This is a genomic window from Pseudomonas viciae (genome assembly GCF_004786035.1).
Lineage (GTDB): Bacteria > Pseudomonadota > Gammaproteobacteria > Pseudomonadales > Pseudomonadaceae > Aquipseudomonas > Aquipseudomonas viciae.
This window is the reverse complement of sequence record NZ_CP035088.1, coordinates 2,965,666-2,987,922: the sequence shown is the minus strand read 5'-3', so window position 1 is coordinate 2,987,922 and position 22,257 is coordinate 2,965,666. Positions and strand designations below refer to the sequence as shown.

21 protein-coding genes are annotated in these 22,257 nt (G+C 60.5%); 12 read left to right on the top strand and 9 right to left on the bottom strand.

Going from position 1 to position 22,257, the window contains the following annotated elements; genetic code table 11:
- Nucleotides 1–233 precede the first annotated feature (233 nt).
- The 7 genes from EPZ47_RS13635 to EPZ47_RS13605 all read left to right on the top strand — a co-directional run bounded on the left by EPZ47_RS13635 (nt 234) and on the right by EPZ47_RS13605 (nt 8,669).
- Nucleotides 234–1,544: an ABC transporter substrate-binding protein gene (locus tag EPZ47_RS13635; RefSeq protein ID WP_135845255.1), complete on the top strand. Its 1,311-nt coding sequence runs from the start codon at nt 234–236 to the stop codon at nt 1,542–1,544.
- 150 nt (nt 1,545–1,694) lie between these two features.
- On the top strand, nt 1,695–2,627 hold the full coding sequence (locus EPZ47_RS13630) for a carbohydrate ABC transporter permease (RefSeq protein WP_135845254.1): 933 nt from the start codon (nt 1,695–1,697) through the stop codon (nt 2,625–2,627).
- A 10-nt stretch (nt 2,628–2,637) separates the two neighbouring features.
- On the top strand, nt 2,638–3,468 hold the full coding sequence (locus EPZ47_RS13625) for a carbohydrate ABC transporter permease (RefSeq protein ID WP_135845253.1): 831 nt from the start codon (nt 2,638–2,640) through the stop codon (nt 3,466–3,468).
- A 39-nt stretch (nt 3,469–3,507) separates the two neighbouring features.
- Nucleotides 3,508–4,611: an ABC transporter ATP-binding protein gene (locus EPZ47_RS13620; protein ID WP_135845252.1), complete on the top strand. Its 1,104-nt coding sequence runs from the start codon at nt 3,508–3,510 to the stop codon at nt 4,609–4,611.
- Nucleotides 4,612–4,626: 15 nt separating this feature from the next.
- Nucleotides 4,627–6,108: a mannitol dehydrogenase family protein gene (locus EPZ47_RS13615; RefSeq protein WP_135845251.1), complete on the top strand. Its 1,482-nt coding sequence runs from the start codon at nt 4,627–4,629 to the stop codon at nt 6,106–6,108.
- A 122-nt stretch (nt 6,109–6,230) separates the two neighbouring features.
- Nucleotides 6,231–7,718, top strand: coding sequence for a xylulokinase (gene xylB / locus EPZ47_RS13610; RefSeq protein WP_135845250.1), 1,488 nt, complete (start codon nt 6,231–6,233; stop codon nt 7,716–7,718).
- A gap of 12 nt (nt 7,719–7,730) precedes the next feature.
- On the top strand, nt 7,731–8,669 hold the full coding sequence (locus tag EPZ47_RS13605; RefSeq protein WP_135845249.1) for a carbohydrate kinase family protein: 939 nt from the start codon (nt 7,731–7,733) through the stop codon (nt 8,667–8,669).
- Nucleotides 8,670–8,759: 90 nt separating this feature from the next.
- On the opposite strand, the gene EPZ47_RS13600 is transcribed toward EPZ47_RS13605, so the two are convergent.
- The 4 genes from EPZ47_RS13600 to EPZ47_RS13585 form a co-directional block, all read right to left on the bottom strand.
- A complete protein-coding gene (locus tag EPZ47_RS13600; RefSeq protein ID WP_135845248.1) occupies nt 8,760–9,047 on the bottom strand; it encodes a DUF1652 domain-containing protein in 288 nt (95 codons plus the stop codon).
- Between the two features lie 379 nt (nt 9,048–9,426).
- Nucleotides 9,427–10,434: a threonine ammonia-lyase, biosynthetic gene (gene ilvA / locus EPZ47_RS13595; protein ID WP_135845247.1), complete on the bottom strand. Its 1,008-nt coding sequence runs from the start codon at nt 10,432–10,434 to the stop codon at nt 9,427–9,429.
- Between the two features lie 217 nt (nt 10,435–10,651).
- Entirely contained in the window at nt 10,652–11,800 is a 1,149-nt protein-coding gene (locus EPZ47_RS13590) for a PQQ-dependent sugar dehydrogenase (RefSeq protein ID WP_135845246.1), read from the bottom strand.
- A 47-nt stretch (nt 11,801–11,847) separates the two neighbouring features.
- Complete coding sequence (locus EPZ47_RS13585; RefSeq protein ID WP_135845245.1) at nt 11,848–12,189, bottom strand: hypothetical protein; 342 nt, start codon at nt 12,187–12,189, stop codon at nt 11,848–11,850.
- A gap of 214 nt (nt 12,190–12,403) precedes the next feature.
- Here EPZ47_RS13585 and ku point away from each other — a divergent pair, with 214 nt between their 5' ends.
- On the top strand, nt 12,404–13,282 hold the full coding sequence (ku, locus tag EPZ47_RS13580; protein ID WP_135845244.1) for a non-homologous end joining protein Ku: 879 nt from the start codon (nt 12,404–12,406) through the stop codon (nt 13,280–13,282).
- 117 nt (nt 13,283–13,399) lie between these two features.
- Here the strand turns inward: ku and lpxO are convergent, their stop codons facing one another.
- A complete protein-coding gene (lpxO, locus tag EPZ47_RS13575; RefSeq protein WP_135845243.1) occupies nt 13,400–14,299 on the bottom strand; it encodes a lipid A hydroxylase LpxO in 900 nt (299 codons plus the stop codon).
- 404 nt (nt 14,300–14,703) lie between these two features.
- Here lpxO and EPZ47_RS13570 point away from each other — a divergent pair, with 404 nt between their 5' ends.
- Both EPZ47_RS13570 and EPZ47_RS13565 read left to right on the top strand, forming a co-directional pair.
- Nucleotides 14,704–16,293 (top strand): ABC-F family ATPase, encoded by a 1,590-nt coding sequence (locus tag EPZ47_RS13570; RefSeq protein ID WP_003181279.1) that lies wholly within the window; start codon nt 14,704–14,706, stop codon nt 16,291–16,293.
- Nucleotides 16,294–16,500: 207 nt separating this feature from the next.
- On the top strand, nt 16,501–17,694 hold the full coding sequence (locus EPZ47_RS13565) for an MFS transporter (protein ID WP_135845242.1): 1,194 nt from the start codon (nt 16,501–16,503) through the stop codon (nt 17,692–17,694).
- Here EPZ47_RS13565 and EPZ47_RS13560 read toward each other — a convergent pair.
- Together EPZ47_RS13560 and EPZ47_RS13555 are read right to left on the bottom strand one after the other, a co-directional pair.
- The gene (locus tag EPZ47_RS13560) at nt 17,688–18,725 is read right to left on the bottom strand and encodes an alpha/beta hydrolase family protein (RefSeq protein WP_135845241.1); all 1,038 of its coding nucleotides are present in this window, start codon (nt 18,723–18,725) and stop codon (nt 17,688–17,690) included. The genes EPZ47_RS13565 and EPZ47_RS13560 overlap by 7 nt on opposite strands.
- Before the next feature lie 182 nt (nt 18,726–18,907).
- Nucleotides 18,908–19,516: an FMN-dependent NADH-azoreductase gene (locus EPZ47_RS13555; protein WP_135845240.1), complete on the bottom strand. Its 609-nt coding sequence runs from the start codon at nt 19,514–19,516 to the stop codon at nt 18,908–18,910.
- A 130-nt stretch (nt 19,517–19,646) separates the two neighbouring features.
- On the opposite strand from EPZ47_RS13555, the gene EPZ47_RS13550 reads away from it, so the two are divergent.
- Nucleotides 19,647–20,555: a LysR substrate-binding domain-containing protein gene (locus EPZ47_RS13550; RefSeq protein WP_135845239.1), complete on the top strand. Its 909-nt coding sequence runs from the start codon at nt 19,647–19,649 to the stop codon at nt 20,553–20,555.
- Complete coding sequence (locus EPZ47_RS13545) at nt 20,552–20,902, top strand: MmcQ/YjbR family DNA-binding protein (RefSeq protein WP_135845238.1); 351 nt, start codon at nt 20,552–20,554, stop codon at nt 20,900–20,902. Before EPZ47_RS13550 ends, EPZ47_RS13545 begins: the two co-directional genes overlap by 4 nt.
- Here the strand turns inward: EPZ47_RS13545 and EPZ47_RS13540 are convergent.
- Complete coding sequence (locus EPZ47_RS13540; protein WP_135845237.1) at nt 20,899–21,324, bottom strand: DUF1294 domain-containing protein; 426 nt, start codon at nt 21,322–21,324, stop codon at nt 20,899–20,901. The two genes, EPZ47_RS13545 and EPZ47_RS13540, sit on opposite strands and share 4 nt — an antisense overlap.
- Nucleotides 21,321–22,151: an undecaprenyl-diphosphate phosphatase gene (locus tag EPZ47_RS13535; RefSeq protein WP_135845236.1), complete on the bottom strand. Its 831-nt coding sequence runs from the start codon at nt 22,149–22,151 to the stop codon at nt 21,321–21,323. The genes EPZ47_RS13540 and EPZ47_RS13535 overlap by 4 nt, the downstream gene beginning before the upstream one ends.
- Between the last annotated feature and the right edge of the window lie 106 nt (nt 22,152–22,257).

The window sequence follows — 22,257 nt, the reverse complement described above, 5'->3', positions numbered from 1 at the left end:
ATGTGGGAGCAAAGCTTGCTCCCACAAAGCGGAGATAAATCCCCTCGCCACGGGGTTCTTTGTTTGGCCTGAATCTTCATCAGTGCAAAAAAGTATCAGCATAAGTGCGACGGATGATTTGTCACGCCGTCCATAGAGGGCTGTAATCAGCGCACATTCTTCCCTTCATTCGGAAGACACAAAAACAATAACTGTCCTTCTGCAGCCTTCCGGGCGCGGAAAAGGAGTGCGCGATGAAACCTTCGGTAAAAGCTCTGCTTGTCTCCACCTGCATGACCCTCAGCAGCGTCAGTTTCGGCGCACAGACCCTCACCATTGCCACCGTCAACAATAGCGACATGATCCGCATGCAAAAGCTCTCGAAAACCTTCGAGGCCGAGCACCCGGATATCAAGCTGAACTGGGTGGTGCTCGAAGAAAACGTGCTGCGCCAGCGCCTGACCACCGACATCGCCACCCAGGGCGGCCAGTTCGACGTGCTGACCATTGGCATGTACGAAGCCGCACTCTGGGGCGCCAAGGGCTGGCTGGAGCCGATGAAGGATCTGCCGGCCAGTTACGCCCTCGACGATATATTCCCATCGGTACGCGAAGGTCTGTCAGTCAAAGGCACGCTCTACGCCCTGCCGTTCTATGCCGAAAGTTCGATCACGTATTACCGCACCGACCTGTTCAAGAATGCCGGGCTGACCATGCCCGAACACCCGACCTGGACCCAGATCGGTGAGTTCGCAGAAAAACTCACCGACAAGAGCAAGGAACAATATGGCCTGTGCCTGCGGGGCAAAGCCGGTTGGGGCGAGAATATGGCGCTCATCACCACCCTGGCCAACGGTTATGGCGCGCGCTGGTTCGATGAGAAGTGGCAGCCGCAATTCAATGGGCCCGAGTGGAAAGACGCACTCAACTTCTACGTCGACAACATGAAGAAATCCGGCCCGCCGGGTGCTTCCAGCAACGGTTTCAACGAAAACCTGGCGCTGTTCAACAGCGGCAAATGCGCGATCTGGGTCGATGCCAGCGTCGCCGGTTCGTTCGTCACCGACAAGACCCAGAGCAAGGTGGCCGATCACGTTGGATTCACCTTCGCCCCCCACGAAAAAACCGACAAAGGCACCTCGTGGATGTACTCCTGGTCGCTGGCCATCCCCACCAGTTCCAAAGCCAAGGACGCCGCCACGGTCTTTACCACGTGGGCGACTTCCAAGGAGTACGGCCAATTGGTCGCCAAGACCGACGGCATTGCCAACGTACCGCCAGGAACACGCACCTCGACCTACAGCGACGACTACATGAAGGCCGCGCCGTTTGCCAAGGTGACCCTGGAATCGTTGAAAGTCGCCGACCCGAAAGCGCCAACCCTCAAACCTGTGCCCTACATCGGCATCCAGTTGGTGACCATTCCCGAGTTCCAGGCCATCGGCACCCAGGTAGGCAAATTCTTTGCGGGCGCGCTGACCGGCCAGCAGACCGTGGACCAGGCGTTGACCGCCGCGCAGTCCACCACCGAACGCGAGATGAAACGCGCTGGGTATCCCAAGTAACCCGCGCCGCCGCTCTTCCTTTTGTGGGAGCGGGCTTGCTCGCGAAAGCGATCTGTCAGTCACATTGATGTTGGATGTGCTGCTCTATTCGCGAGCAAGCCCGTTCCCACAGGGGATTTTCGTAGGCCTGCACAAAATCGGTTCAATGCCATGAATAGTTCAACGACAACCGCCAAAGCACCCATCGAGATCGCCCCACCGGCGCGCAAGCTCCGCCTGGCCAACCCCGGCTGGTTCCTGGTCAGCCCTTCGGTCGCCTTATTGCTGCTGTGGATGATCGTGCCGCTGGGCATGACCGTCTATTTCTCGCTGATCCGCTACAACCTGCTCTATCCCGGCGAAAACGAATTCGTGGGACTGGAGAATTTCACTTATTTCCTCACCGATTCGGGTTTCATGCCCGGCGCCACCAACACCCTGTTGCTGGTGGGCAGCGTGTTGCTGATCAGTATCGTGCTCGGGGTGTTGATCAGCGCGCTGCTGGAGGCCAGTGAGTTTTTCGGTCGCGGCATCGTACGTGTACTGTTGATCTCGCCCTTCTTCATCATGCCCACCGTGGGCGCGCTGATCTGGAAGAACCTGATTTTCCACCCGGTCTCGGGGATCCTCGCCTCGGTGTGGAAACTGTTCGGCGCGCAACCGGTGGACTGGCTGGCCCATTACCCGCTGCTGTCGATCATCATCATTGTGTCCTGGCAATGGTTGCCCTTCGCGATCCTGATCCTGATGACCGCCATGCAGTCCCTCGACCAGGAGCAGAAAGAAGCCGCGCGCCTGGATGGCGCCGGTCCCATCGCGATTTTCTGGCACCTGACCTTGCCGCACCTGGCCCGCCCGATTGCCGTGGTACTGATGATCGAGACGATTTTCCTGCTGTCGGTGTTCGCCGAGATTTTCACCACCACCAACGGTGGCCCTGGCTACGCCTCGACCAACCTCGCCTACCTGATCTACAACCAGGCGCTGGTGCAGTTCGACGTCGGCATGGCGTCGGCCGGTGGCCTGATTGCCGTGGTCATCGCCAACATCGCCGCCATCATCCTTGTCCGGATGATCGGCAAAAACCTCACCGACAAGCACTGAGGCCGCCGCCATGACTCTTCAACAATCCCGCCGGCTGCAAAGCCTGCTGCTGGGCACACTGGCCTGGGCCATCGCGATCCTGATTTTCTTCCCGATCTTCTGGATGGTGCTGACCAGTTTCAAGACCGAAATCGATGCCTTCGCCACACCACCGCAATTCATCTTCACCCCGACGCTGGAAAACTACCTGCACATCAACGAGCGCAGCGACTACTTCAGTTTTGCCTGGAACTCGGTGGTGATTTCCTTCAGTGCCACCGCCCTGTGCCTGCTGATCGCGGTGCCGGCGGCCTACTCCATGGCGTTCTACGAAACCCAGCGCACCAAAGGCACGCTGCTGTGGATGCTCTCCACCAAGATGCTGCCACCGGTAGGCGTGCTGATGCCGATCTACCTGCTGGCCAAGAGTTTTGGCCTGTTGGACACCCGGATAGCGCTGATCATCATCTACACGTTGATCAACCTGCCGATTGTGGTCTGGATGATTTACACCTACTTCAAGGACATTCCCCGCGACATCCTCGAAGCCGCGCGTCTGGATGGCGCCACGCTGTGGCAGGAAATGGTCCGCGTGCTGCTGCCGATTGCCAAGGGTGGCCTGGCGTCCACCGTGCTGCTGTCGCTGATCCTGTGCTGGAACGAGGCCTTCTGGTCACTGAACCTCACATCGTCCAAAGCCGCGCCACTGACGGCATTGATCGCCTCTTACTCAAGCCCCGAAGGTCTGTTCTGGGCCAAATTGTCGGCCGTCTCGACCCTGGCCTGCGCGCCGATCCTGATTTTTGGCTGGATCAGCCAGAAACAGCTGGTGCGCGGTTTGTCCTTTGGCGCCGTGAAATAACGCGCTCTACACACTACTCAGAAGTGGAGGCCCATCATCATGGCCAACCTGAAAATCAAGAACCTGCAAAAAGGCTTCGAAGGCTTTTCCATCATCAAAGGCATCGACCTGGAAGTGAACGACAAGGAATTCGTGGTTTTCGTCGGCCCGTCGGGCTGTGGCAAATCCACGCTGCTGCGGCTGATTGCCGGCCTGGAAGAAGTCAGCGACGGCACCATCGAACTGGACGGCCGGGACATCACCGAAGTCAGCCCGGCCAAACGCGACCTGGCGATGGTGTTCCAGACCTACGCCCTGTACCCGCACATGAGCGTGCGCAAGAACATGTCCTTCGCCCTGGACCTGGCCGGCGTGCCCAAGGCCGAGGTCGAGAAGAAGGTCAACGAAGCGGCACGCATCCTCGAACTGGGGCCAATGCTCGAGCGTAAGCCCAAGCAACTGTCTGGCGGCCAGCGCCAGCGTGTGGCAATTGGCCGGGCCATCGTGCGCAACCCGAAAATCTTCCTGTTCGACGAACCCTTGTCCAACCTTGACGCCGCCCTTCGCGTACAGATGCGCCTGGAACTGGCCCGGCTGCACAAGGAGTTGCAAGCGACCATGATCTACGTGACCCACGACCAGGTCGAAGCCATGACCCTGGCCGACAAGGTGGTGGTGCTCAATGGCGGGCGCATCGAGCAGGTCGGCTCGCCGCTGGAGCTGTATCACCAACCGGCCAATCTGTTTGTCGCCGGGTTCCTCGGCACGCCGAAAATGGGCTTTCTCAAAGGCAAGGTTACGCGCCTGGACAGCCAGGGTTGTGAAGTCCTGTTGGACGCCGGAACCCGTATCAGCTTGCCGTTGAGCGGGGCCAACTTGAGCGTCGGCGGCGCGGTGACCCTGGGGATTCGTCCGGAGCACCTGAACCTGGCACAACCGGGCGATTGCACGCTGCAAGTCACCGCCGATGTCAGCGAACGCCTGGGCAGCGACACCTTCTGCCACGTCGTGACCGCGTCCGGCGAAGCCTTGACCATGCGCGTTCGCGGAGACCTGGCGAGCCAATTCGGCGAGCAACTGAGCCTGCACCTGGACGCCGAGCACTGCCACCTATTCGATGCCGAAGGCGTAGCGGTCACCCGTGCGCTACGCGCCGCCGCCTGATTGCCGAGACTTGTGATGAAACTCAACCGACAGAACCTGCACCACCTCAAGCCTGAGATCGCCCTGCCCGCCTACTCCTTGAGCGAGATTCGCCAGGGTATTGCCCACATTGGGGTCGGCGGTTTCCACCGCGCTCACCAGGCGTACTACACCGATGCGCTGATGAACACCGGCGCTGACTTGGACTGGGCCATCTGCGGCGTCGGCTTGCGCGCTGAAGACCGCCGTGCCCGGGACGACCTGGCCGGCCAGGACTACCTCTTCACGCTGTATGAATTGGGCGATACCGACGACACCGAAGTCCGGGTAATCGGCGCCATCGCCGACATGCTGCTGGCCGAAGACGGCGCCCAGGCGCTGATCGACAAACTCGCCGATCCGCACATCCGCATTGTCTCGCTGACCATCACCGAAGGCGGCTACTGCATCGACGACAGCAACGGCGAGTTCATGGCCCACCTGCCGCAGATCCAGCACGACCTGGCCCATCCCGACGATCCAAAAACAGTATTTGGCTTCCTTTGCGCCGCCCTGGCCAAGCGCCGCGCCGCCGGCACCCCGGCGTTTACCCTGATGTCCTGCGATAACCTGCCCCACAACGGCGCCGTAACCCGCAAGGCATTACTGGCGTTCGCCGCGTTGCGCGATGCTGAACTGGGGCATTGGATCGACCACAACGTCAGCTTTCCCAACGCCATGGTCGACCGCATCACGCCGATGACCAGTGTCGCCCATCGCCTGCAACTGCATGACGAACACGGCATTGACGACGCCTGGCCAGTGGTCTGCGAACCCTTCGTGCAATGGGTGCTGGAAGATAAATTCGTCAACGGACGCCCGGCCTGGGAAAAGGTCGGTGTGCAGTTCACCGATGACGTTTCACCCTACGAAGAGATGAAGATCAAGCTGCTCAACGGCAGTCACCTGGCGCTGACGTATCTGGGATTCCTCAAGGGCTATCGTTTCGTCCACGAGACCATGAACGACCCACTGTTCGTGCGCTATATGCGCGCCTACATGGACCTGGATGTAACGCCGCAACTGGCGCCGGTACCCGGCATCGACCTGACCGACTACAAGAACACCCTGGTGGCGCGTTTCTCCAACCAGGCCATCGCCGACCAGTTGGAACGGGTGTGTTCGGACGGTTCGTCGAAATTTCCGAAATTCACCGTGCCGACGATCAACCGCTTGATTGCCGACGGTGGCCAAACCCGCCGCGCGGCGCTGGTGGTGGCGGCCTGGGCCGTGTACCTCAAAGGCGTGGACGAGAATGGTCTGACCTATTCGATCCCGGACCCACGGGCGGCGTTCTGCCAGGCGCTGGTGGCTGACGATGCGCTGGTGACCCAGCGGTTGCTCGAAGTGGAAGAAATCTTTGGCACCGCCATCCCCCGTTCGCCAGAGTTCGTGGCAGCATTCGAATGGTGCTGCAACAGCTTGCGCGAGCACGGCGTTACACGGACGCTTGAGCGGGTGTTGGCTGACTCGGACTGAACTGCGGTCTGCCGTTGTGGCGAGGGAGCAAGCTCCATCGCCACGGGTTTTGTGTTTGCCTGAGCATTGTTTGACCGAGCGGCTATTTCTTGCGGATATTGATCTGACGACCAAGGATTTTTATGGCAAACCAACAACTGTTCCTAGGCATCGACTGCGGCACCCAAGGCACCAAGGCGCTTGTCCTGGACACCACCACCGGTCAAGTCCTGGGCCAGGGTGCCGCGGCCCACAGCATGATCAGCGGCCCCAACGGATGCCGTGAACAAGACACCCAGCAATGGCTGGACGCGTTCACCCAGGCGACCCATCAGGCGCTGGCCGCCGCTGGGGTCGATGGCCAGGCCATCCTCGGCATTGGCGTCTCCGGCCAGCAGCACGGCCTGGTCTTGCTCGATGAGCAAGGCCGGGTCCTGCGCCCGGCCAAACTGTGGTGCGACACCGAAACCACCGCTGAAAACGATCGACTCCTGGCGCACCTGGGTGGAGAAAACGCTTCCCTGGAACGCCTCGGTGTAGTCATCGCCCCCGGTTACACGGTATCCAAGCTGTTGTGGACCCGCGAACAGCATCCTGAGGTTTTCGCCCGCATCAACAGCATCCTGCTGCCCCACGACTTCCTGAATCATTGGCTGACCGGCCGCCATTGCAGCGAATATGGCGACGCCTCGGGCACCGGTTATTTCAACGTTCGCACCCGCCAATGGGATGTAGCGTTGCTGCAGCACATCGACCCGAGCGGGCGCTTGCAAGCGGCGTTGCCGGAACTGATCGAGGCCCATCAGCCGGTCGGCCGGATTCTCCCGGCCATCGCCGCGCACCTGGGCATCAACCCGGATGCGGTGGTGGCAAGCGGTGGCGGCGACAACATGATGGGCGCCATCGGCACCGGTAACATCCAGCCCGGCGTGATCACCATGAGCCTCGGCTCCTCCGGCACGGTCTACGCCTATGCCGCAGAACCTGCGGTCAGCCCAGAGGCTTCGGTGGCGACCTTCTGCTCTTCCAGCGGTGGCTGGCTGCCGCTGATTTGCACCATGAACCTGACCAATGCCACCGGGGCGATATGCGAGTTGCTGGAGCTGGACATCGCCGCCTTCAACGCCCTGGTGGCCCAGGCCCCGATTGGCGCCGAGGGCGTGTGCATGCTGCCGTTTCTCAACGGCGAGCGCGTTCCCGCCCTGCCCCATGCCACCGGCAGCCTGCTGGGCCTGACGACCACCAACCTGACGCGGGCCAATCTGTGCCGCGCCGTGGTCGAAGGCACGACCTTCGGCTTGCGCTACGGCCTGGACCTGCTGCGGGCCAACGGGCTTGAGGCCCAGAGTATCCGCCTGATCGGCGGCGGCTCGAAGAGCCCGGTGTGGCGGCAGATCGTCGCCGATATCATGAATACCACGGTCATCTGCACCCAACAGAGCGAGGCCGCTGCCCTGGGCGCGGCGATTCAGGCAGCATGGTGCCATTCAGGCACGCAAGAACACCTGGCCGAACTGTGCGAGCGCTGCGTCAAGCTTGACCTGGGCAGTGAAACCCGGCCCATCGCCGAGCACGTCGCGGCCTCCCAACAAGCGTATGAACAGTATCGACAACACGTCGCAACCCTTTGAGAGCGGGAAACTATGTATTTGGTGTGTGGTGAAGCGCTATTTGATTTTTTCAGTGAAACCGAGACGGGTGGTCCGGCCTCGCAAGTGAACTTCAAGGCCATTGCCGGCGGTTCGCCGTTCAATGTGGCGGTAGGGTTGCGGCGCCTGGGCGTCGAGTCCGCACTGTTTGCCGGGTTATCCACCGACTACCTTGGCCGACGCTTGCAGCAAGTGCTGCTCAACGAAGGTGTCAGCGCCCGATACCTCATGGACTTTGACGCACCGACGACCCTCGCGATGGTCGCCGTCGGCGCCAACGGCTCGCCCCACTACAGCTTTCGCGGCGAAGGCTGCGCGGACCGGCAATTGAGCCAGGCTCACCTGCCGACGTTGGGCCCGGAGGTGCGCGGCTTGCATTTCGGCTCGTTCTCCCTGGTGGTCCAGCCGATTGCCGACACCCTGCTGGCCCTGGTGCAGCGCGAGAGCGGCAAGCGTCTGATCAGCCTCGATCCGAACGTGCGCCTCAACCCGCAGCCAGATATCGAACTGTGGCGCTCGCGGATCGCAACACTGGTGCAATATGCCGACCTGATCAAGGTGAGCGACGAAGACCTGAGCCTGCTCTACCCCGAGCTTGAACCGCAAGCAGTGATTGATGGCTGGCTGCAGCACCGTTGCCAACTGGTGTTCCTGACCCGCGGTGGCCAGGGCGCCACGGTGTTCAGTCGCCGCCACGGCACATGGACGATGCCCGCCTGCTCGGTAAAGATCGCCGACACTGTGGGCGCGGGCGACACCTTCCAGGCCGCATTGATTACCTGGCTCACCGAACAGCAATTGGATTCGGTCGAAGGCCTGAACACCCTGACCCGCGATCAGATCAGCGCCATGCTCGATTTCGCGATACGCGCCGCAGCGCTGACCTGCGCAAAGACCGGGCCAGACCTGCCTTACCGGCAACAATTGAGCTGAGGGCTCCAGCCCGCGAATTGCGAACAAAACAACGCCCGGCTCGGACAATGACCGGGCCAGGCGTTGATGTGATTGAACGGAGCGCGTGGTTTAACGCCCGGTCATCCGATGTAACTGATGAAAATGATTGCCGACGGGATTGTGGTGCTGGTTGTGGTCAAGTTCGGTGCGCAGTTCGGCAATCAGGTCGTTGATTGCACGGCAACCCGTGAGTTTCTGAGCATCGATGCCCGTTTTGACCAAGGCCACGCGGTCGGTTTCATGATCGTCGTAGATTTTGATGGTCATCGACAAATCGGGTGACAAGGTGCATTGCGAGCGCTTGGGCAGCAAGCTGCTTTCAATGATATTTCGCATTTCGAGGGCAGATAAAAACATGGCAACTCTCTCCTGTTGAGGCGGCCAATTCATGTACACAACGGCGGCATTCTTTTCGTCCGTTTCTTCCATGCGGACTGGGACTGCGAATACCGTGTCGTTCGTTTTTGGCGTTTCTAATAAATGAGCCCCATTAAGCGAACTCCTGAATCATCCCGCAAATAACATGCCTGAACTCACGACGCCCTGGCTTGACTCAAATCAAATACTTAGCTTCGCCTGGCGCCGGACCGGTCGTGCAGAATGCAAGGTAACGGTAAAAAAACCATGCAAGCTGCAATCGCTTTTCTCCTGTCGAAAGCTAGAGTAGACCCTATTGCAGCAGGGGGAGCGGGCATCCGTCGCCTCGTTCAAAAAAAGTGTGACAGGCAGTAAAAACTCAAATCACGCCCTCCGCCGCACGCTCGGCCACATAACGCAAACTGTCGAAGTTGATATTGGCCCCGGAATCGATCGCCACCAGGGTTTGACCTCGGGCCCCGGTTCGGGCCACGTACTGCTTGATGCCAGCCACCGCGAGGGCGCCGGAGGGTTCGGTGATTGAGCGGGTGTCGTCATAGATGTCCTTGATCGCCGCGCAAAGTTGGTCGTTGCTGACGGTCATGACCTCATCGACGCAGAAACGGCAGATTTCGAAGCCATGGGCGCCGATCTGCGCCACGGCCACACCATCGGCGAAGGTTCCGACACTTGGCAGCGTCACCCGCTCCCCGGCCACCAACGCCGCCTGCAAACAGGCGGAGTGTTGCGATTCGACACCAATGATGCGCACTTCCGGTCGCAGGTATTTGACATACGCCGCAATTCCGGCGATCAGCCCACCGCCGCCGACCGGGACAAAAATCGCATCCAGCCGGCCTGGGTGCTGGCGCAGGATTTCCATGGCAACGGTGCCCTGCCCCGCGATCACATCCGGATCATCGAAAGGCGACACGAATTCCCGTCCGGTCTGCCGGGCCAGGTCCAGCGCGTACTCCAGGGCATACGGAAAACTCTCCCCGTGCAGCAACGCTTCGGCGCCCCGGTTGCGTACGCCGAGCACCTTCAATTGCGGGCTGGTCAAGGGCATGACGATCGTGGCCGAGATCCCCAACTCCCGCGCCGCCAGCGCCACGCCCTGGGCATGATTGCCAGCCGAGGCGGTGATGACGCCACGAGCCCGCTGTTCGGGGGTCAATTGGACCAGTCTGTTGTAGGCGCCGCGGATCTTGAAGGAAAAAGTCGGCTGCAAATCTTCGCGCTTGAGCAGGATCAGGTTGCCCAAGGCTTCGGACAACGCAGGGGCCGCTTGCAGTGGCGTGCGCACGGCCAATTCGTAGACCGGCGCGGCGAGGATTTTTTTGACGTAGTGTTCCAGCAGGGCTTGGTCGGTGGGGGTTGCGGTCATGGCGGTCTCCTGGTTGGGGCAGAACCCTGGAGACAGAAAGAAAAAACCCGCCTCTAGGGCGGGTTGGGTGCAGTCGTCAGCTAGCCCGCCAAATAAGGAATGGCGGTAATAATGCTTGGCTGGCTGCGCAGTACGGTGGAAGTCATGGTTGGAAGTTAGCTGGGAGATGGGGGCCAAGTCAATCCAAAATACCCAGCTGGCCTAGTTCCGCCACAAGTTACTTCAGGCCAACTTTATACAACGACCCATCGCCTTCATCCGTCAGCACATACAGGTAACCATCCGGCCCTTGGCGAACGTCACGGATACGTTCATCGAGTTCACCGAGCAAACGCTCTTCGTGTACGACCTTATCATCCTTGAATTGCAGGCGGATCAGGTTCTTGGAAACCAGCGCACCGATGAACACGTTGTGTTGCCAGGCCTTGAAGCGATCGTTGTCGTAGAACGCCATGCCGCTGAGCCCCGGTGAGACCTGCCATACATGGTAAGGGCCGAGGGTGCCGTCGACCGTTTTACCCTGGGCTTCGGGAATCGGGGCGCCGGAGTAGTTGTCGCCGTGAGTCGCCAGCGGCCAGCCGTAATTCTTGCCACGCTCGATGATGTTCAGCTCATCGCCCCCCTTGGGCCCGTGTTCGTTCTCCCACAACGTACCGTTGCGGGGGTTGAGGGCGGCACCCTGAGGATTGCGAATGCCGTACGCCCAGATCTCGGGTCTTACGTTTTCCTGGCCGACAAACGGGTTATCCTCCGGCACCTTGCCGTCGGGGTAGAGGCGCACGATCTTGCCTTGCAATTTGTCCAGGTCCTGGGCCGTCGGACGGTCGTTGTTTTCCCCCAGGGTAATGAACAGGTAACCCTCGCGGTCGAACACCAGGCGCGAGCCAAAGTGGTTGCCCGTGGACAGTTTGGGTTGCTGACGGAAGATCACGTCGAAGCCGTTCAGCGTCTTCAAGTCTTGCGACAACTGCCCACGGCCCACAGCAGTGCCGGCCTTGCCGTCTTCACCGGCCTCGGCATAGGACAGGTAAACGGTGCGGTCCTGTTTGAAATCCGGTGACAGCGCCACATCCAGCAAGCCGCCCTGGCCCCTGGCCCAGACCTTGGGGACGCCACTCAACGGCGCCGACAACTGGCCCGCGGGGCTCACCAGACGCAGGTTGCCGGATCGCTCCGTGACCAGCATGCCTTGCTGATCCGGCAGGAACGCCACCGCCCAAGGGTGCTCCAGGCCCTTGACCACCGTGGTCACCTCCAGGGTGCCCTCCTCGCTTTTCACTTGCTGGGTTTGCACGGCAGAGGCCGGAGTAGCAAAGCTCAGAACAACGCTGGCGCCGAGTGTGGCCAAGAGTGTTTTACGCAACATGCACACGTCCTTCTGTGGAGTGGAAAGAAACAGCCAGGGTTCAGCGCCTAGCGATCGCCGTTGTTGGTTTTCCTGGGCAGGGTTGGGGATTCGATGGTAGGTCGTGGCGAACCCGCAGGCTGGCCGGAACGAGGGTAGCCATTGCCGATTCCGCCGTTTTCCAGGGTGGGTGGACGAGGGACGGCAATCGTCGGGTTGTTGTGAATCATCGGCACGTTGGGCCGGGTGCCCTGCATGCTATTGGGATTGGCCCGGCGAGTCGGGCTGTTGTAGGGGTTGTTGTTGCCGGGCAGATTCTGAGCCACGAGCACGGTGCCAGCGTCAGGCGTTGCAGCCTGAACAGCGGTGGTCAGCAGTAATGTCATGATGGCGAGCATCAGCCTGTTCATCGGAACACCTCATGGATTCAGGCATATCGAAAACACGCTACGCCGCAGGTTCGCCATTGTTAAGTAAAAGATCCTCCTGAAGATGTAACTAAGCGTCTCCAAAACAGAGGGGAGCGGGCTTGCTCCCGCCATGAGCCAGACGGCGCGCGGTGGAAACTTTTCCCAAGGCCCCAAGGTCACCAGAGAGACACTCATCGGCAAGGAAAACTGCACCATGGCACGGGCAATCTGGAAAGGCGCAATCAGCTTCGGACTGGTCCACATTCCTGTGGCGCTGGTGTCAGCCACCGCCTCCCAGGGCGTGGATTTCGACTGGTTGGACAAGCGCAGCATGGACCCGGTGGGCTACAAGCGGGTCAACAAGGTCACGGGCAAGGAAGTCACCAAGGAAGACATCGTCAAGGGCGTCCAATACCAGAAAGGCCAATACGTGCTGCTCAGCGAAGAGGAAATCCGCTCCGCCCACCCGAAGTCCACACAGACCATCGATATCTTTTCCTTTGTCGACAGCGAGAAAATCCCACTGCAAAACATCGACACACCCTACTTTCTTGCCCCCGACAAGCGTGGCGGCAAGGTCTACGCCTTGCTGCGCGAAACCCTGATCAAGAGCAACAAGGTGGCCCTGGCCCTGGTTGTGCTGCACACCCGCCAGCATCTGGCCGCCCTCATGCCCCTGGAATCGGCCCTGGTCCTGGTCATGCTGCGCTGGCCGGCAGAAGTGCGTGAACTCGACATCCTGGAACTGGGCGATGAAGTGACCCACCCGACCCTGGCCAAGGGCGAGCTGGAGATGGCCAAGCGCCTGGTGCAAGACATGAGCGCCGACTGGTCTCCGGAAGAATACCGCGACAGTTTCCAGGACAAGATCATGGAACTGGTAGAGAAAAAGGCCAAGGAAGGTCGACTCGAAGCCGTGGAAACCGACCCGGGCGAAGAGCAACGCAAGAGCGCCGATGTCATCGACCTCACCGAACTGCTCAAGCGCAGCCTGGGCGGCAAAGGCAAGTCGCCGGCCAAGCCCGCAGCAAAACCGGCGAAGAGCACCAAGTCCGCCCCCGCTAAAAAAACCACAAAGACCTCCCGGGGTTGATGGCGAGGTCGGCAAGCGTCTGGGTTGTGATCTTGTCCCAATCCATTGAGTCGCTGGTAAAAGTCTCAAGATCAAAAGATCGCAGGCTTCGCCAGCGCCTGCACAATGGGTGTGGGCTCAGATCCAGATGAAGACTGCCAACAAACCACCAAAGAACGCCCATTTCTGCAAGTAATACAGCTTGCGGTTGCGCTTCTTCAGTTCCTTGCCTTGCAGACGAATCTTGTAGAGCCGGGAAAACGCCCGATTCAAGCCCCCCGTCCTGTCACCCGCGTCATTGGGCGCACCGGCGGCGGCCATGACGGTGCGACTGAACCAGCGGTTGAACGCTGTGGCCCAGCGAAACTTCAGGGGGCGTTCCACATCACAGAACAAAATAATGCGGTTATGGGGGGTGGTGTTCTCGGCGTAATGAATGAACGTCTCGTCGAATATCACCGCCTCGCCATCACGCCAATGGTAATGCTCGCCATCAACGTTGATGTAGCATCCAGCATCGTTGGGCGTTTCCAGGCCCAAGTGATAACGATAGGACCCGGCATACGGGTCGCGGTGACGAACCAACTTCGAACCTGGCGGCAACTCGGCAAACATTGCCGCCTTGATCGATCCGATGCCCTGCACCAGCTCGGTGGTGCGCGGGCAGAGCTTCATGGCCGAAGGATGGCTGTCGCCGTACCACTTCAGGTAAAAACGCTTCCAACCGGTCTTGAAGAACGAATTGAAGCCGACGTCATCGTACTGATTGGAACGCTTGATCTCCCCCGCTTGCAGCAGGCGCTGGCCTTCGGCACGGATTTCTTCCCAATGGGTCTGCAACGGGCTCAGGTCCGGGAAATCCGCCGGGCTCAGGAAAGCTTTATTAGGAAACCTCGAGCACAGGTAGAGCAAGCAGTTGATCGGAGCGAGAAACGACGAGTGATCACTCAACTGGCGTCCGAACTTGTGCCGCACGCGCCCACGCAAGTGCACATAGCCAATGGACAGAAGGTAGATCGTGGCAAAGATAAGTTTCACGGAATCCGTCACAAATCAGAAGTGAACAGGCTGCTTTCTCCCGGCCAGCCGAGCGGCAAGGGAGGTGGCGTCGGGTGAGATGGCATTTTAGCCAGAGTTTGTAAGCGAAAGTTATCCTTCAGTTGTGAAAAACTGTCATGCCCAGGCAATACCCTATCGTTAATGCGGCCATATCAGTACAATCGCCGCCAAACATCATGCGCCCCCTTTGGTCGATACCGGAAACCCGGCTTCGGCGCACGTCAACTCGGGCCAGGCGCTCCGTATGCTGCTGTCCTCTTATGCCGGATGGACCCTTGCGCTTGCGACCGCGACGCCTTTGCGCGGTCGGGCCCTGCGCAAACAGGTACTGAACAGGTACTGCCGCACCCTTAGCTACTCTGAATGTTCCGCAGGATAAACCTTTGATCTCTACAGCTAACATCACCATGCAGTTCGGCGCCAAGCCGCTGTTCGAAAACGTCTCGGTCAAGTTCGGCGCGGGCAACCGCTACGGCCTGATCGGCGCCAACGGTTGCGGCAAGTCGACCTTCATGAAAATCCTCGGTGGTGACCTCGAGCCGTCCGGCGGCCAGGTGATGCTCGAGCCGAACGTGCGCCTGGGTAAACTGCGCCAGGACCAGTTCGCCTACGAAGAATTCACCGTGATCGACACCGTGATCATGGGTCACGAAGAGCTGTGGAAGGTCAAGGCCGAGCGCGATCGCATCTATTCGCTGCCGGAAATGACCGAAGAAGACGGCATGGCCGTGGCCGAGCTGGAAACCGAATTCGCCGAGATGGACGGCTACACCGCAGAGTCCCGTGCTGGCGAACTGCTGCTGGGCCTGGGGATTGGCATCGAGCAGCATTTCGGCCCGATGAGCGAAGTATCGCCAGGCTGGAAACTGCGTGTACTGCTGGCCCAGGCGCTGTTCTCCGACCCGGAAGTGCTGCTGCTGGACGAGCCGACCAACCACCTGGATATCAACACCATCCGCTGGCTGGAAAACGTGCTGACCCAGCGTTCGAGCCTGATGATCATCATCTCCCACGACCGTCACTTCCTGAACAGTGTCTGCACCCACATGGCGGACCTGGACTACGGCGAGCTGCGCCTGTTCCCGGGCAACTATGACGAGTACATGACCGTGGCGACCCAGTCCCGCGAGCAGTTGCTGTCGGACAACGCCAAGAAGAAAGCGCAGATATCCGAACTGCAATCGTTCGTCAGCCGTTTCTCGGCCAACGCCTCGAAAGCCAAGCAAGCCACCTCCCGCGCCAAGCAGATCGACAAGATCCAACTGGCCGAGGTCAAGCCGTCGAGTCGTGTCAGCCCGTTCATTCGTTTCGAGCAGACCAAAAAGCTGCACCGCCAGGCGGTCATTGTCGAGCGCATGGCTAAAGGCTTTGACGGCAAGCCGCTGTTCAAGGACTTCAGCTTCACCGTCGAAGCCGGCGAGCGCGTGGCAATCATTGGCCCGAACGGCATCGGCAAGACCACCTTGCTGCGCACCCTGGTCAATGAACTGGAACCGGATGCCGGTACGGTGAAATGGACCGACGCCGCGGAACTGGGCTACTACGCCCAGGACCACGCCCACGACTTCGAAGACGACGTCAACCTGTTCGACTGGATGGGCCAATGGACCCAGGGTGGCGAACAACTGGTTCGTGGCACCTTGGGCCGCATGCTGTTCTCCAACGACGAGATCCTCAAGTCGGTCAAGGTCATTTCCGGTGGTGAACAGGGTCGCATGCTGTTCGGCAAGCTGATCCTGCAAAAACCGAACGTGCTGGTGATGGACGAACCGACCAACCACTTGGACATGGAATCCATCGAAGCGCTGAACCTGGCGCTGGAAAACTACCCGGGCACGCTGATCTTCGTCAGCCATGACCGTGAGTTCGTTTCGTCCCTGGCCACCCGTATCATCGAGCTGAGCGCGGACGGCGTGGTCGACTTCAGCGGCACCTATGATGACTACCTGCGCAGTCAGGGTGTGGTGTTCTAAGCACCGCCCTTAGCTGCACGCTGCACGTGAAAGCCCTGTCCGTTGTGACAGGGCTTTTTGTCTTCCAAGGGTAAAAACCTGTGGGAGCGAGCTTGCTCGCGATGGCGGCGGCACATTCTCCACCAATGCAAACCGTTAGCCTGCTTTCTTTTATCCCCACCTCGCGCCATGATGAGGCTCTCCTACCGCTGCCCGCGAACGAGCCCCATGCCAACGCCCTCATCTGCCCCCAGCTCCCTGTCGATCACCCTGCAGATCGTCTCCATTGTGTTCTATACCTTCATCGCCTTCCTCTGCATCGGCCTGCCGATTGCGGTTCTGCCCGGGTATGTCCACGAGCAGCTGGGTTTCAGTGCAGTGGTGGCCGGGCTGACCATTGGCTCACAGTATCTGGCGACCCTGCTCAGCCGCCCCATGGCCGGGCGGTTGTCGGACAGCGTTGGCACCAAGCGGGCGATCGTCTACGGGTTATCGGGGATTGTACTCAGCGGTGTGCTGACGCTGATCTCGACCCTGCTGCAAAGCTTCCCTCTAACCAGCCTGCTGATTCTGATTGCCGGCCGATTGCTGCTCGGCGTGGCCCAGGGGCTGATTGGCGTGGGCACCATCAGTTGGTGCATGGGCCAGGTGGGCGTGGAACACACCGCCCGCTCGATTTCCTGGAATGGCATCGCCTCTTACGGGGCCATCGCCATCGGCGCGCCACTGGGGGTGGTGATGGTCGGCGAGCTGGGCTTCGCCAGCCTGGGCATCGCCCTGTCGATGCTGGCCGGCATAGCGCTGTTGATGATTCGCAACAAACCGTCGGTGCCGGTCATTCGTGGCGAGCGCTTGCCCTTCTGGGCGGTGTTCGGGCGCATTGCGCCATACGGAGCGAGCCTGTGCCTGGCCTCGATCGGCTACGGCACACTCACCACGTTCATCACGCTCTTCTATATCAGCCGCGGCTGGACCGGAGCGGCCTGGTGCCTGACGGTTTTCGGCGTCTGCTTCATCCTGGCGCGGTTGATATTCATCTCCAGCATCGCCCGCTTCGGCGGCTTCAGCTCGGCCATTGCCTGCATGAGCATCGAAACCCTGGGGCTGGTATTGCTTTGGCTGGCGCCGAACACCGCGGTCGCGCTGATCGGCGCGGGGCTGGCGGGCTTCGGGCTGTCGCTGGTGTACCCCGCACTGGGGGTGGAAGCGATCAAGCAAGTGCCAAACACCAGCCGTGGCGCGGGATTGAGCGCCTATGCGGTGTTCTTTGACCTGGCGCTGGCGATTGCCGGCCCGCTGATGGGCGCGGTGGCATTGAACCTGGGCTATTCGTCGATCTTCTTCTGTGCCGCGTTGCTGTCGGTCAGCGGGCTGGGCCTGACCCTGCTGCTACGTCGCCAAGCGACAAACGCCCATTATTGATCGGCCGTCCTCATCCCCGCCCGGGTCGGCTTGCCCAAGGCCTCGCCGAAGAAGCGGCTGGCCTCGGAAATCATGGTGCGGTGGATGTCCTTGCGGTCGACACCGTCAGCGTCGGTGCACAACGCCGGCATCGCGGCGATCTGCTCTTCAGTACACGGGGCCAGGAAGACAAAGTGCCCCGCTCCGGCCAGCGTCTTGAAATCCGGTGCGGTAGGCAGCTTGCGGGCCAAGGCGGCGGCGTTTTTATCGAAAGCCACCAGCTTGTCGCCGTCGCCGCTGTACAACAGCACCGGCACATGGACCTCGGCCAGGGTGTGGCGGCCAAATTTCAGGCTCAACGGCGCCATGAGCAACAATGCCCGGACCCTGGGGTCGGCCACCGGGGACAGGTCGTCGCGGTCGGCAATCAATTCGCCTTGGGTATTGCAGGCATCACGATCGTCCGGCCGTTCCTGACAGTAGCGGCGCAGGCGATTGAGGTCTGGCGTGGCGCCCGACAGGATCAACGCCGTCTCGCCACCGGCCGAATAGCCGATCACCCCAACCTGCTCCGCATTAACAAAGGGCGAGAGCATCGGGTCGTTCAACGTCGCGGTAATGGCTTCGGAAATCTGGATCGGCCGGCCATACAGATTGCTCAAGGTCCCGAGCCGGCTGTGATCCTGGGCGTTGTCGCCGGGATGAATCACCGCTACCACCACGAAGCCCTGGCGCGCCAGCGAGGTGGCCAGGTCATGCAGGGCCAGCGGTGTGCCGGTGTTGCCGTGGGAGAGCATCAACAGCGGAAAGCGGCCGATAGCAATTTTGGCATCTGGCGCAGCATCGATCTGGTAGCCATCGAGCAGGCTGGACTGCTCCCTGGCGGTGGACGGATAAAAAGCGAAGGCATGCATCGGTTGCCGATCCAGCGGATCGAGAAAGCTCAGCTCATGAAAACCAGCGCTCCAATGCGGATGCGGTGCCGATGCGGCCTGCACTGAACCCAGGCTGGCGAACAAGCAAAGCAGTAGCCCTGCACCAAGACGTGTCATCGAATGTTCCATCCTCACCAGCCGACAGGGTCCCCTGCCGCTCGCCGCTGTGGCCGTGCATAACCTGCGCCACAAAGCCTGATGCCAGACGCGGAAAAACTCCGCACCCTGACCGTCCATGACGACCAGAATACAGAGTTTTACCAAGCTTGCCCGAAGGGCCTGGTGTTTTTACACAAGCCTTACGCAGCGGCGAACTGTTCGCTGATCTGCGACTGGGCTTGGCTCATGCCCTTGATGCGCATCTCGTCACCCTTGGCCAGCCCTTCGGCACGGACGAACTCGATGTCAGTGATGCCAAGGAAACCAAACATCACTTTCAGGTAATCCTCATGGCCGACGCCGCTCGGCTGACCAGCATGCAGGCCGCCTGCGGTGGACACGATCACCAGTTTCTTGCCGCCGCACAGGCCTTCGAAGCCGGCTTCGGTGTAGCGGAATGTCTGGCCGGCCACGGCGATGCGGTCGATCCAGGCCTTGAGTTGGGTCGGAATGCTGAAGTTGTACATGGGCGCAGCGATCACCACGGCGTCGGCGGCCTGGAACTCGGCCATCGTGGCGGCGCTGAGATCGGCCTCGTGCTGCAGGGCGGCATCGCGCAGTTCAGCGCTGGTGCCGGCGGCGACCAGGGTCTGGGCGGAGAAATGGCTGATGGCGTCAGCGGCCAGATCCCGGTAGGTCACCACGGTTTGTGGCTCAGCGGCTTTCCAGGCTTCAACCACTTCGCGGCTCAATTGGCGGGAGGCAGAGTGGTCGCCGAGGATGCTCGAATCGATGTGCAGCAGTTTCATGTGAGTGCTCTCCAAGTGAGGATCGCAACCAAGGCGATCAATTGCGGACAATCCTATCAATGAAACCAATGGTCGATAAGCCAACAAAAATGCGATAGTTCGTTCTACTGACAGGACAATCGAGTTCGATATGCAAGATCTCAATGATCTGTACTACTTCGCTAAAGTCGTCGAAGCCGGCGGTTTCGCGGCCGCCGGGCGTGTGTTGGGCATTCCCAAATCACGGCTGTCGCGGCGTATCGCCGAGTTGGAAGAGCGCCTCGGCGCCCGTCTGCTGCAGCGCACCACCCGTCAGTTGAAACTGACCGCCGTGGGCGAGCGTTATCTGCGCCATTGCCAGGCCATGCTGTTGGAGGCCGAGATGGCCGACGAAGCAGTGGCAAGCATGTCCAGCGAGCCCCGCGGGCGTCTGCGGGTCTCGAGCCCGGTGGGCCTGGCCCACCAGATGCTGCCGCAGGTGATTGGCACGTTCCTGACGAAATTTCCTCAGGTGCAACTGGAAATGAGCCTGATGAATCGCCGCGTGGACCTGGTAAGCGAAGGCTTCGATGTGGCGCTGCGGGTGCGCGACCTGGGCGACGAAGACCCGTTGCTGGTGACCCGGCGCCTGCGCCAGGCGCAACTGATCCTGGTCGCCAGCCCGGCGCTTGTCGAAGGGCGGCGAATCGACACCCCGGAAGATCTCAAGCAACTGCCGGTGCTAGGGGCATTGGAGGCCGATCGCCTGGTGCATATGCGTTTGCGTAAAGCCGATGGGCAGAGCGTCGAACTGGCCCTGGAGGCGCGGCTAGGCATCGAGGACTTCGTCGTGCGCCGCGCCTGCGCCGTCGATGGCCTGGGTTTTACCTTATTGCCGAGTATGTATTGCGAGCAGGATTTGCACGACGGCACACTGGTGGAATTGTTGCCGCAATGGTCATTGCCGGATGGCTGGCTCCTGGCGGTCTATCCCCATCGACGCGGCGTGCTGCCGGCGGTGCGCGCCTGGATCGACCATCTGGTAGAAGCGTTTGAGAGCTGTGGAGAACGAAAGATATGAGCTTGAGCGAAGAAGATGTCGCACGGTTTTGCCTGGGCTTGCCCGGTGCCCGCGAAGACTACAAATGGGGCGGCGTGCGGGTGTTCTCCATCGCCGGGAACAAGATGTTCGCTCTCCAGGGCCTGCGCAGCGATTCGCTGGCGTTCAAGGTCGACAAGGATCTGTTCCTCGGTCATTGCGACCGCCCGGGCATTCATCCCGCGCCTTACCTGGCGCGGGCCCAGTGGATCATCATGCAGGTGCCCTACCCGCTGGGTGCCGATGAACTGCGAGGCCTGCTGCAACGCTCTCACCAATTGGTGGTCAGCAAATTGCCCAAGCGCACCCAGGTCGGGTTGCTGCTCTAGAGCAACGTCAGCAGGCGCCCCAGGAACAACTGGTCGATCCAGAACACTTGGTGCAACAGCACGATGAACCAGAACACCACCTGAAACGACACCTTTCGGGTCTTGTGGCGAAACACCTGCTGGGCCAGCAGTGCCCCGGGCCAACCACCGGCCAGCTCCACCGCATGCAGCACGTTCTCCGGGGTGCGCCAGGCGTCAATGCGAGCCTTGCGCTTGTCGCTCCAGTACAGCAGAAACGCCAGCAGGCTGACGACGCCATAGGCCACCATCGGCACCCAGGACACCGACCGCAGTCCGAGCAGCAGCGACCCGAACAACGGCAAGGCACACAGCAGGACAAACACTATCAACTTGAGCCGCAGGTTCTGCACGGCGCCGTCGGTATTGCGCGCCACGCGTTTGCGGGTGCCTGGATCGTTCATGGCCGGGCAGCCGTCCAGTCCACCCAGCCGAATTGCCAGGTCGCCAGGATCAACAGGCCGAACGCGATCCGGTACCAGGCGAACACCGCGTAACTGTGACTGGCGATGAAGCGCAGCAGGCCCTTGACCGCGATCATCGCGAAAATGAATGCGGTGACGAAACCGATGGCAAACACCGGGAAATCCGCCGGAACGAACAGCTCGCGGTATTTATAGCCCGAATAGACAGCCGCACCGACCATGGTCGGCATCGCCAGGAAGAACGAGAACTCGGTCGCAGTCTTGCGCGACAGGCCGAACAGCAGCCCACCGATGATGGTCGCCCCCGAACGGGAGGTGCCGGGAATCATCGCAATGCACTGGGCCAGGCCGACCTTCAGGGCGTCCTTCCACGTGATCTCATCCACCGTTTCGGCGTGCACCTGGTGCTGGCGCTTTTCGGCCCAGAGCATCACCAAGCCACCCAATACCAGCGCAGCGGCCACCGTGATCGGATTGAACAGGTATTCGTGGATCAGGTCGGCAAACAGCACGCCCAGCACCACGGCGGGCAGGAAGGCGATCAGCAGATTGGCGGTAAACCGGCGGGCGCCGGGTTGCGTTGGCAAACCGAATACCACGTCGAAGATCTTGCGCCGAAACTCCCAGACCACCGCGAGGATCGCGCCCAGCTGGATAATGATATTGAACGCCATCGAGCGCTCGCCGCCGAACTCGAGCAAGTCGGCGACAATGATCTGGTGCCCCGTACTGGAAATCGGCAGGAACTCCGTCAAGCCTTCTACCACGCCAAGAATCAGTGCCGAAAAGGCGGTCCACAAATCCATTCATCCCCCAAAAGACTATGCTTGCGCAGGTCTCATAAAAATTTTAAGCAATATGCAGGTGCAAACAGCAGGCGCACGGTGACTGCGATTTCTCAAAAAAACCAAT

Bases quoted from the DNA above. Each gene is read 5' to 3' on its own strand.
- EPZ47_RS13635 (WP_135845255.1), top strand. From the start codon at position 234: ATGAAACCTTCGGTAAAAGCTCTGCTTGTCTCCACCTGCATGACCCTC.
- EPZ47_RS13630 (WP_135845254.1), top strand. From the start codon at position 1,695: ATGAATAGTTCAACGACAACCGCCAAAGCACCCATCGAGATCGCCCCA.
- EPZ47_RS13625 (WP_135845253.1), top strand. From the start codon at position 2,638: ATGACTCTTCAACAATCCCGCCGGCTGCAAAGCCTGCTGCTGGGCACA.
- EPZ47_RS13620 (WP_135845252.1), top strand. From the start codon at position 3,508: ATGGCCAACCTGAAAATCAAGAACCTGCAAAAAGGCTTCGAAGGCTTT.
- EPZ47_RS13615 (WP_135845251.1), top strand. From the start codon at position 4,627: ATGAAACTCAACCGACAGAACCTGCACCACCTCAAGCCTGAGATCGCC.
- xylB (WP_135845250.1), top strand. From the start codon at position 6,231: ATGGCAAACCAACAACTGTTCCTAGGCATCGACTGCGGCACCCAAGGC.
- EPZ47_RS13605 (WP_135845249.1), top strand. From the start codon at position 7,731: ATGTATTTGGTGTGTGGTGAAGCGCTATTTGATTTTTTCAGTGAAACC.
- EPZ47_RS13600 (WP_135845248.1), bottom strand. From the start codon at position 9,047: ATGTTTTTATCTGCCCTCGAAATGCGAAATATCATTGAAAGCAGCTTG.
- ilvA (WP_135845247.1), bottom strand. From the start codon at position 10,434: ATGACCGCAACCCCCACCGACCAAGCCCTGCTGGAACACTACGTCAAA.
- EPZ47_RS13590 (WP_135845246.1), bottom strand. From the start codon at position 11,800: ATGTTGCGTAAAACACTCTTGGCCACACTCGGCGCCAGCGTTGTTCTG.
- EPZ47_RS13585 (WP_135845245.1), bottom strand. From the start codon at position 12,189: ATGAACAGGCTGATGCTCGCCATCATGACATTACTGCTGACCACCGCT.
- ku (WP_135845244.1), top strand. From the start codon at position 12,404: ATGGCACGGGCAATCTGGAAAGGCGCAATCAGCTTCGGACTGGTCCAC.
- EPZ47_RS13565 (WP_135845242.1), top strand. From the start codon at position 16,501: ATGCCAACGCCCTCATCTGCCCCCAGCTCCCTGTCGATCACCCTGCAG.
- EPZ47_RS13560 (WP_135845241.1), bottom strand. From the start codon at position 18,725: ATGACACGTCTTGGTGCAGGGCTACTGCTTTGCTTGTTCGCCAGCCTG.
- EPZ47_RS13555 (WP_135845240.1), bottom strand. From the start codon at position 19,516: ATGAAACTGCTGCACATCGATTCGAGCATCCTCGGCGACCACTCTGCC.
- EPZ47_RS13550 (WP_135845239.1), top strand. From the start codon at position 19,647: ATGCAAGATCTCAATGATCTGTACTACTTCGCTAAAGTCGTCGAAGCC.
- EPZ47_RS13545 (WP_135845238.1), top strand. From the start codon at position 20,552: ATGAGCTTGAGCGAAGAAGATGTCGCACGGTTTTGCCTGGGCTTGCCC.
- EPZ47_RS13540 (WP_135845237.1), bottom strand. From the start codon at position 21,324: ATGAACGATCCAGGCACCCGCAAACGCGTGGCGCGCAATACCGACGGC.
- EPZ47_RS13535 (WP_135845236.1), bottom strand. From the start codon at position 22,151: ATGGATTTGTGGACCGCCTTTTCGGCACTGATTCTTGGCGTGGTAGAA.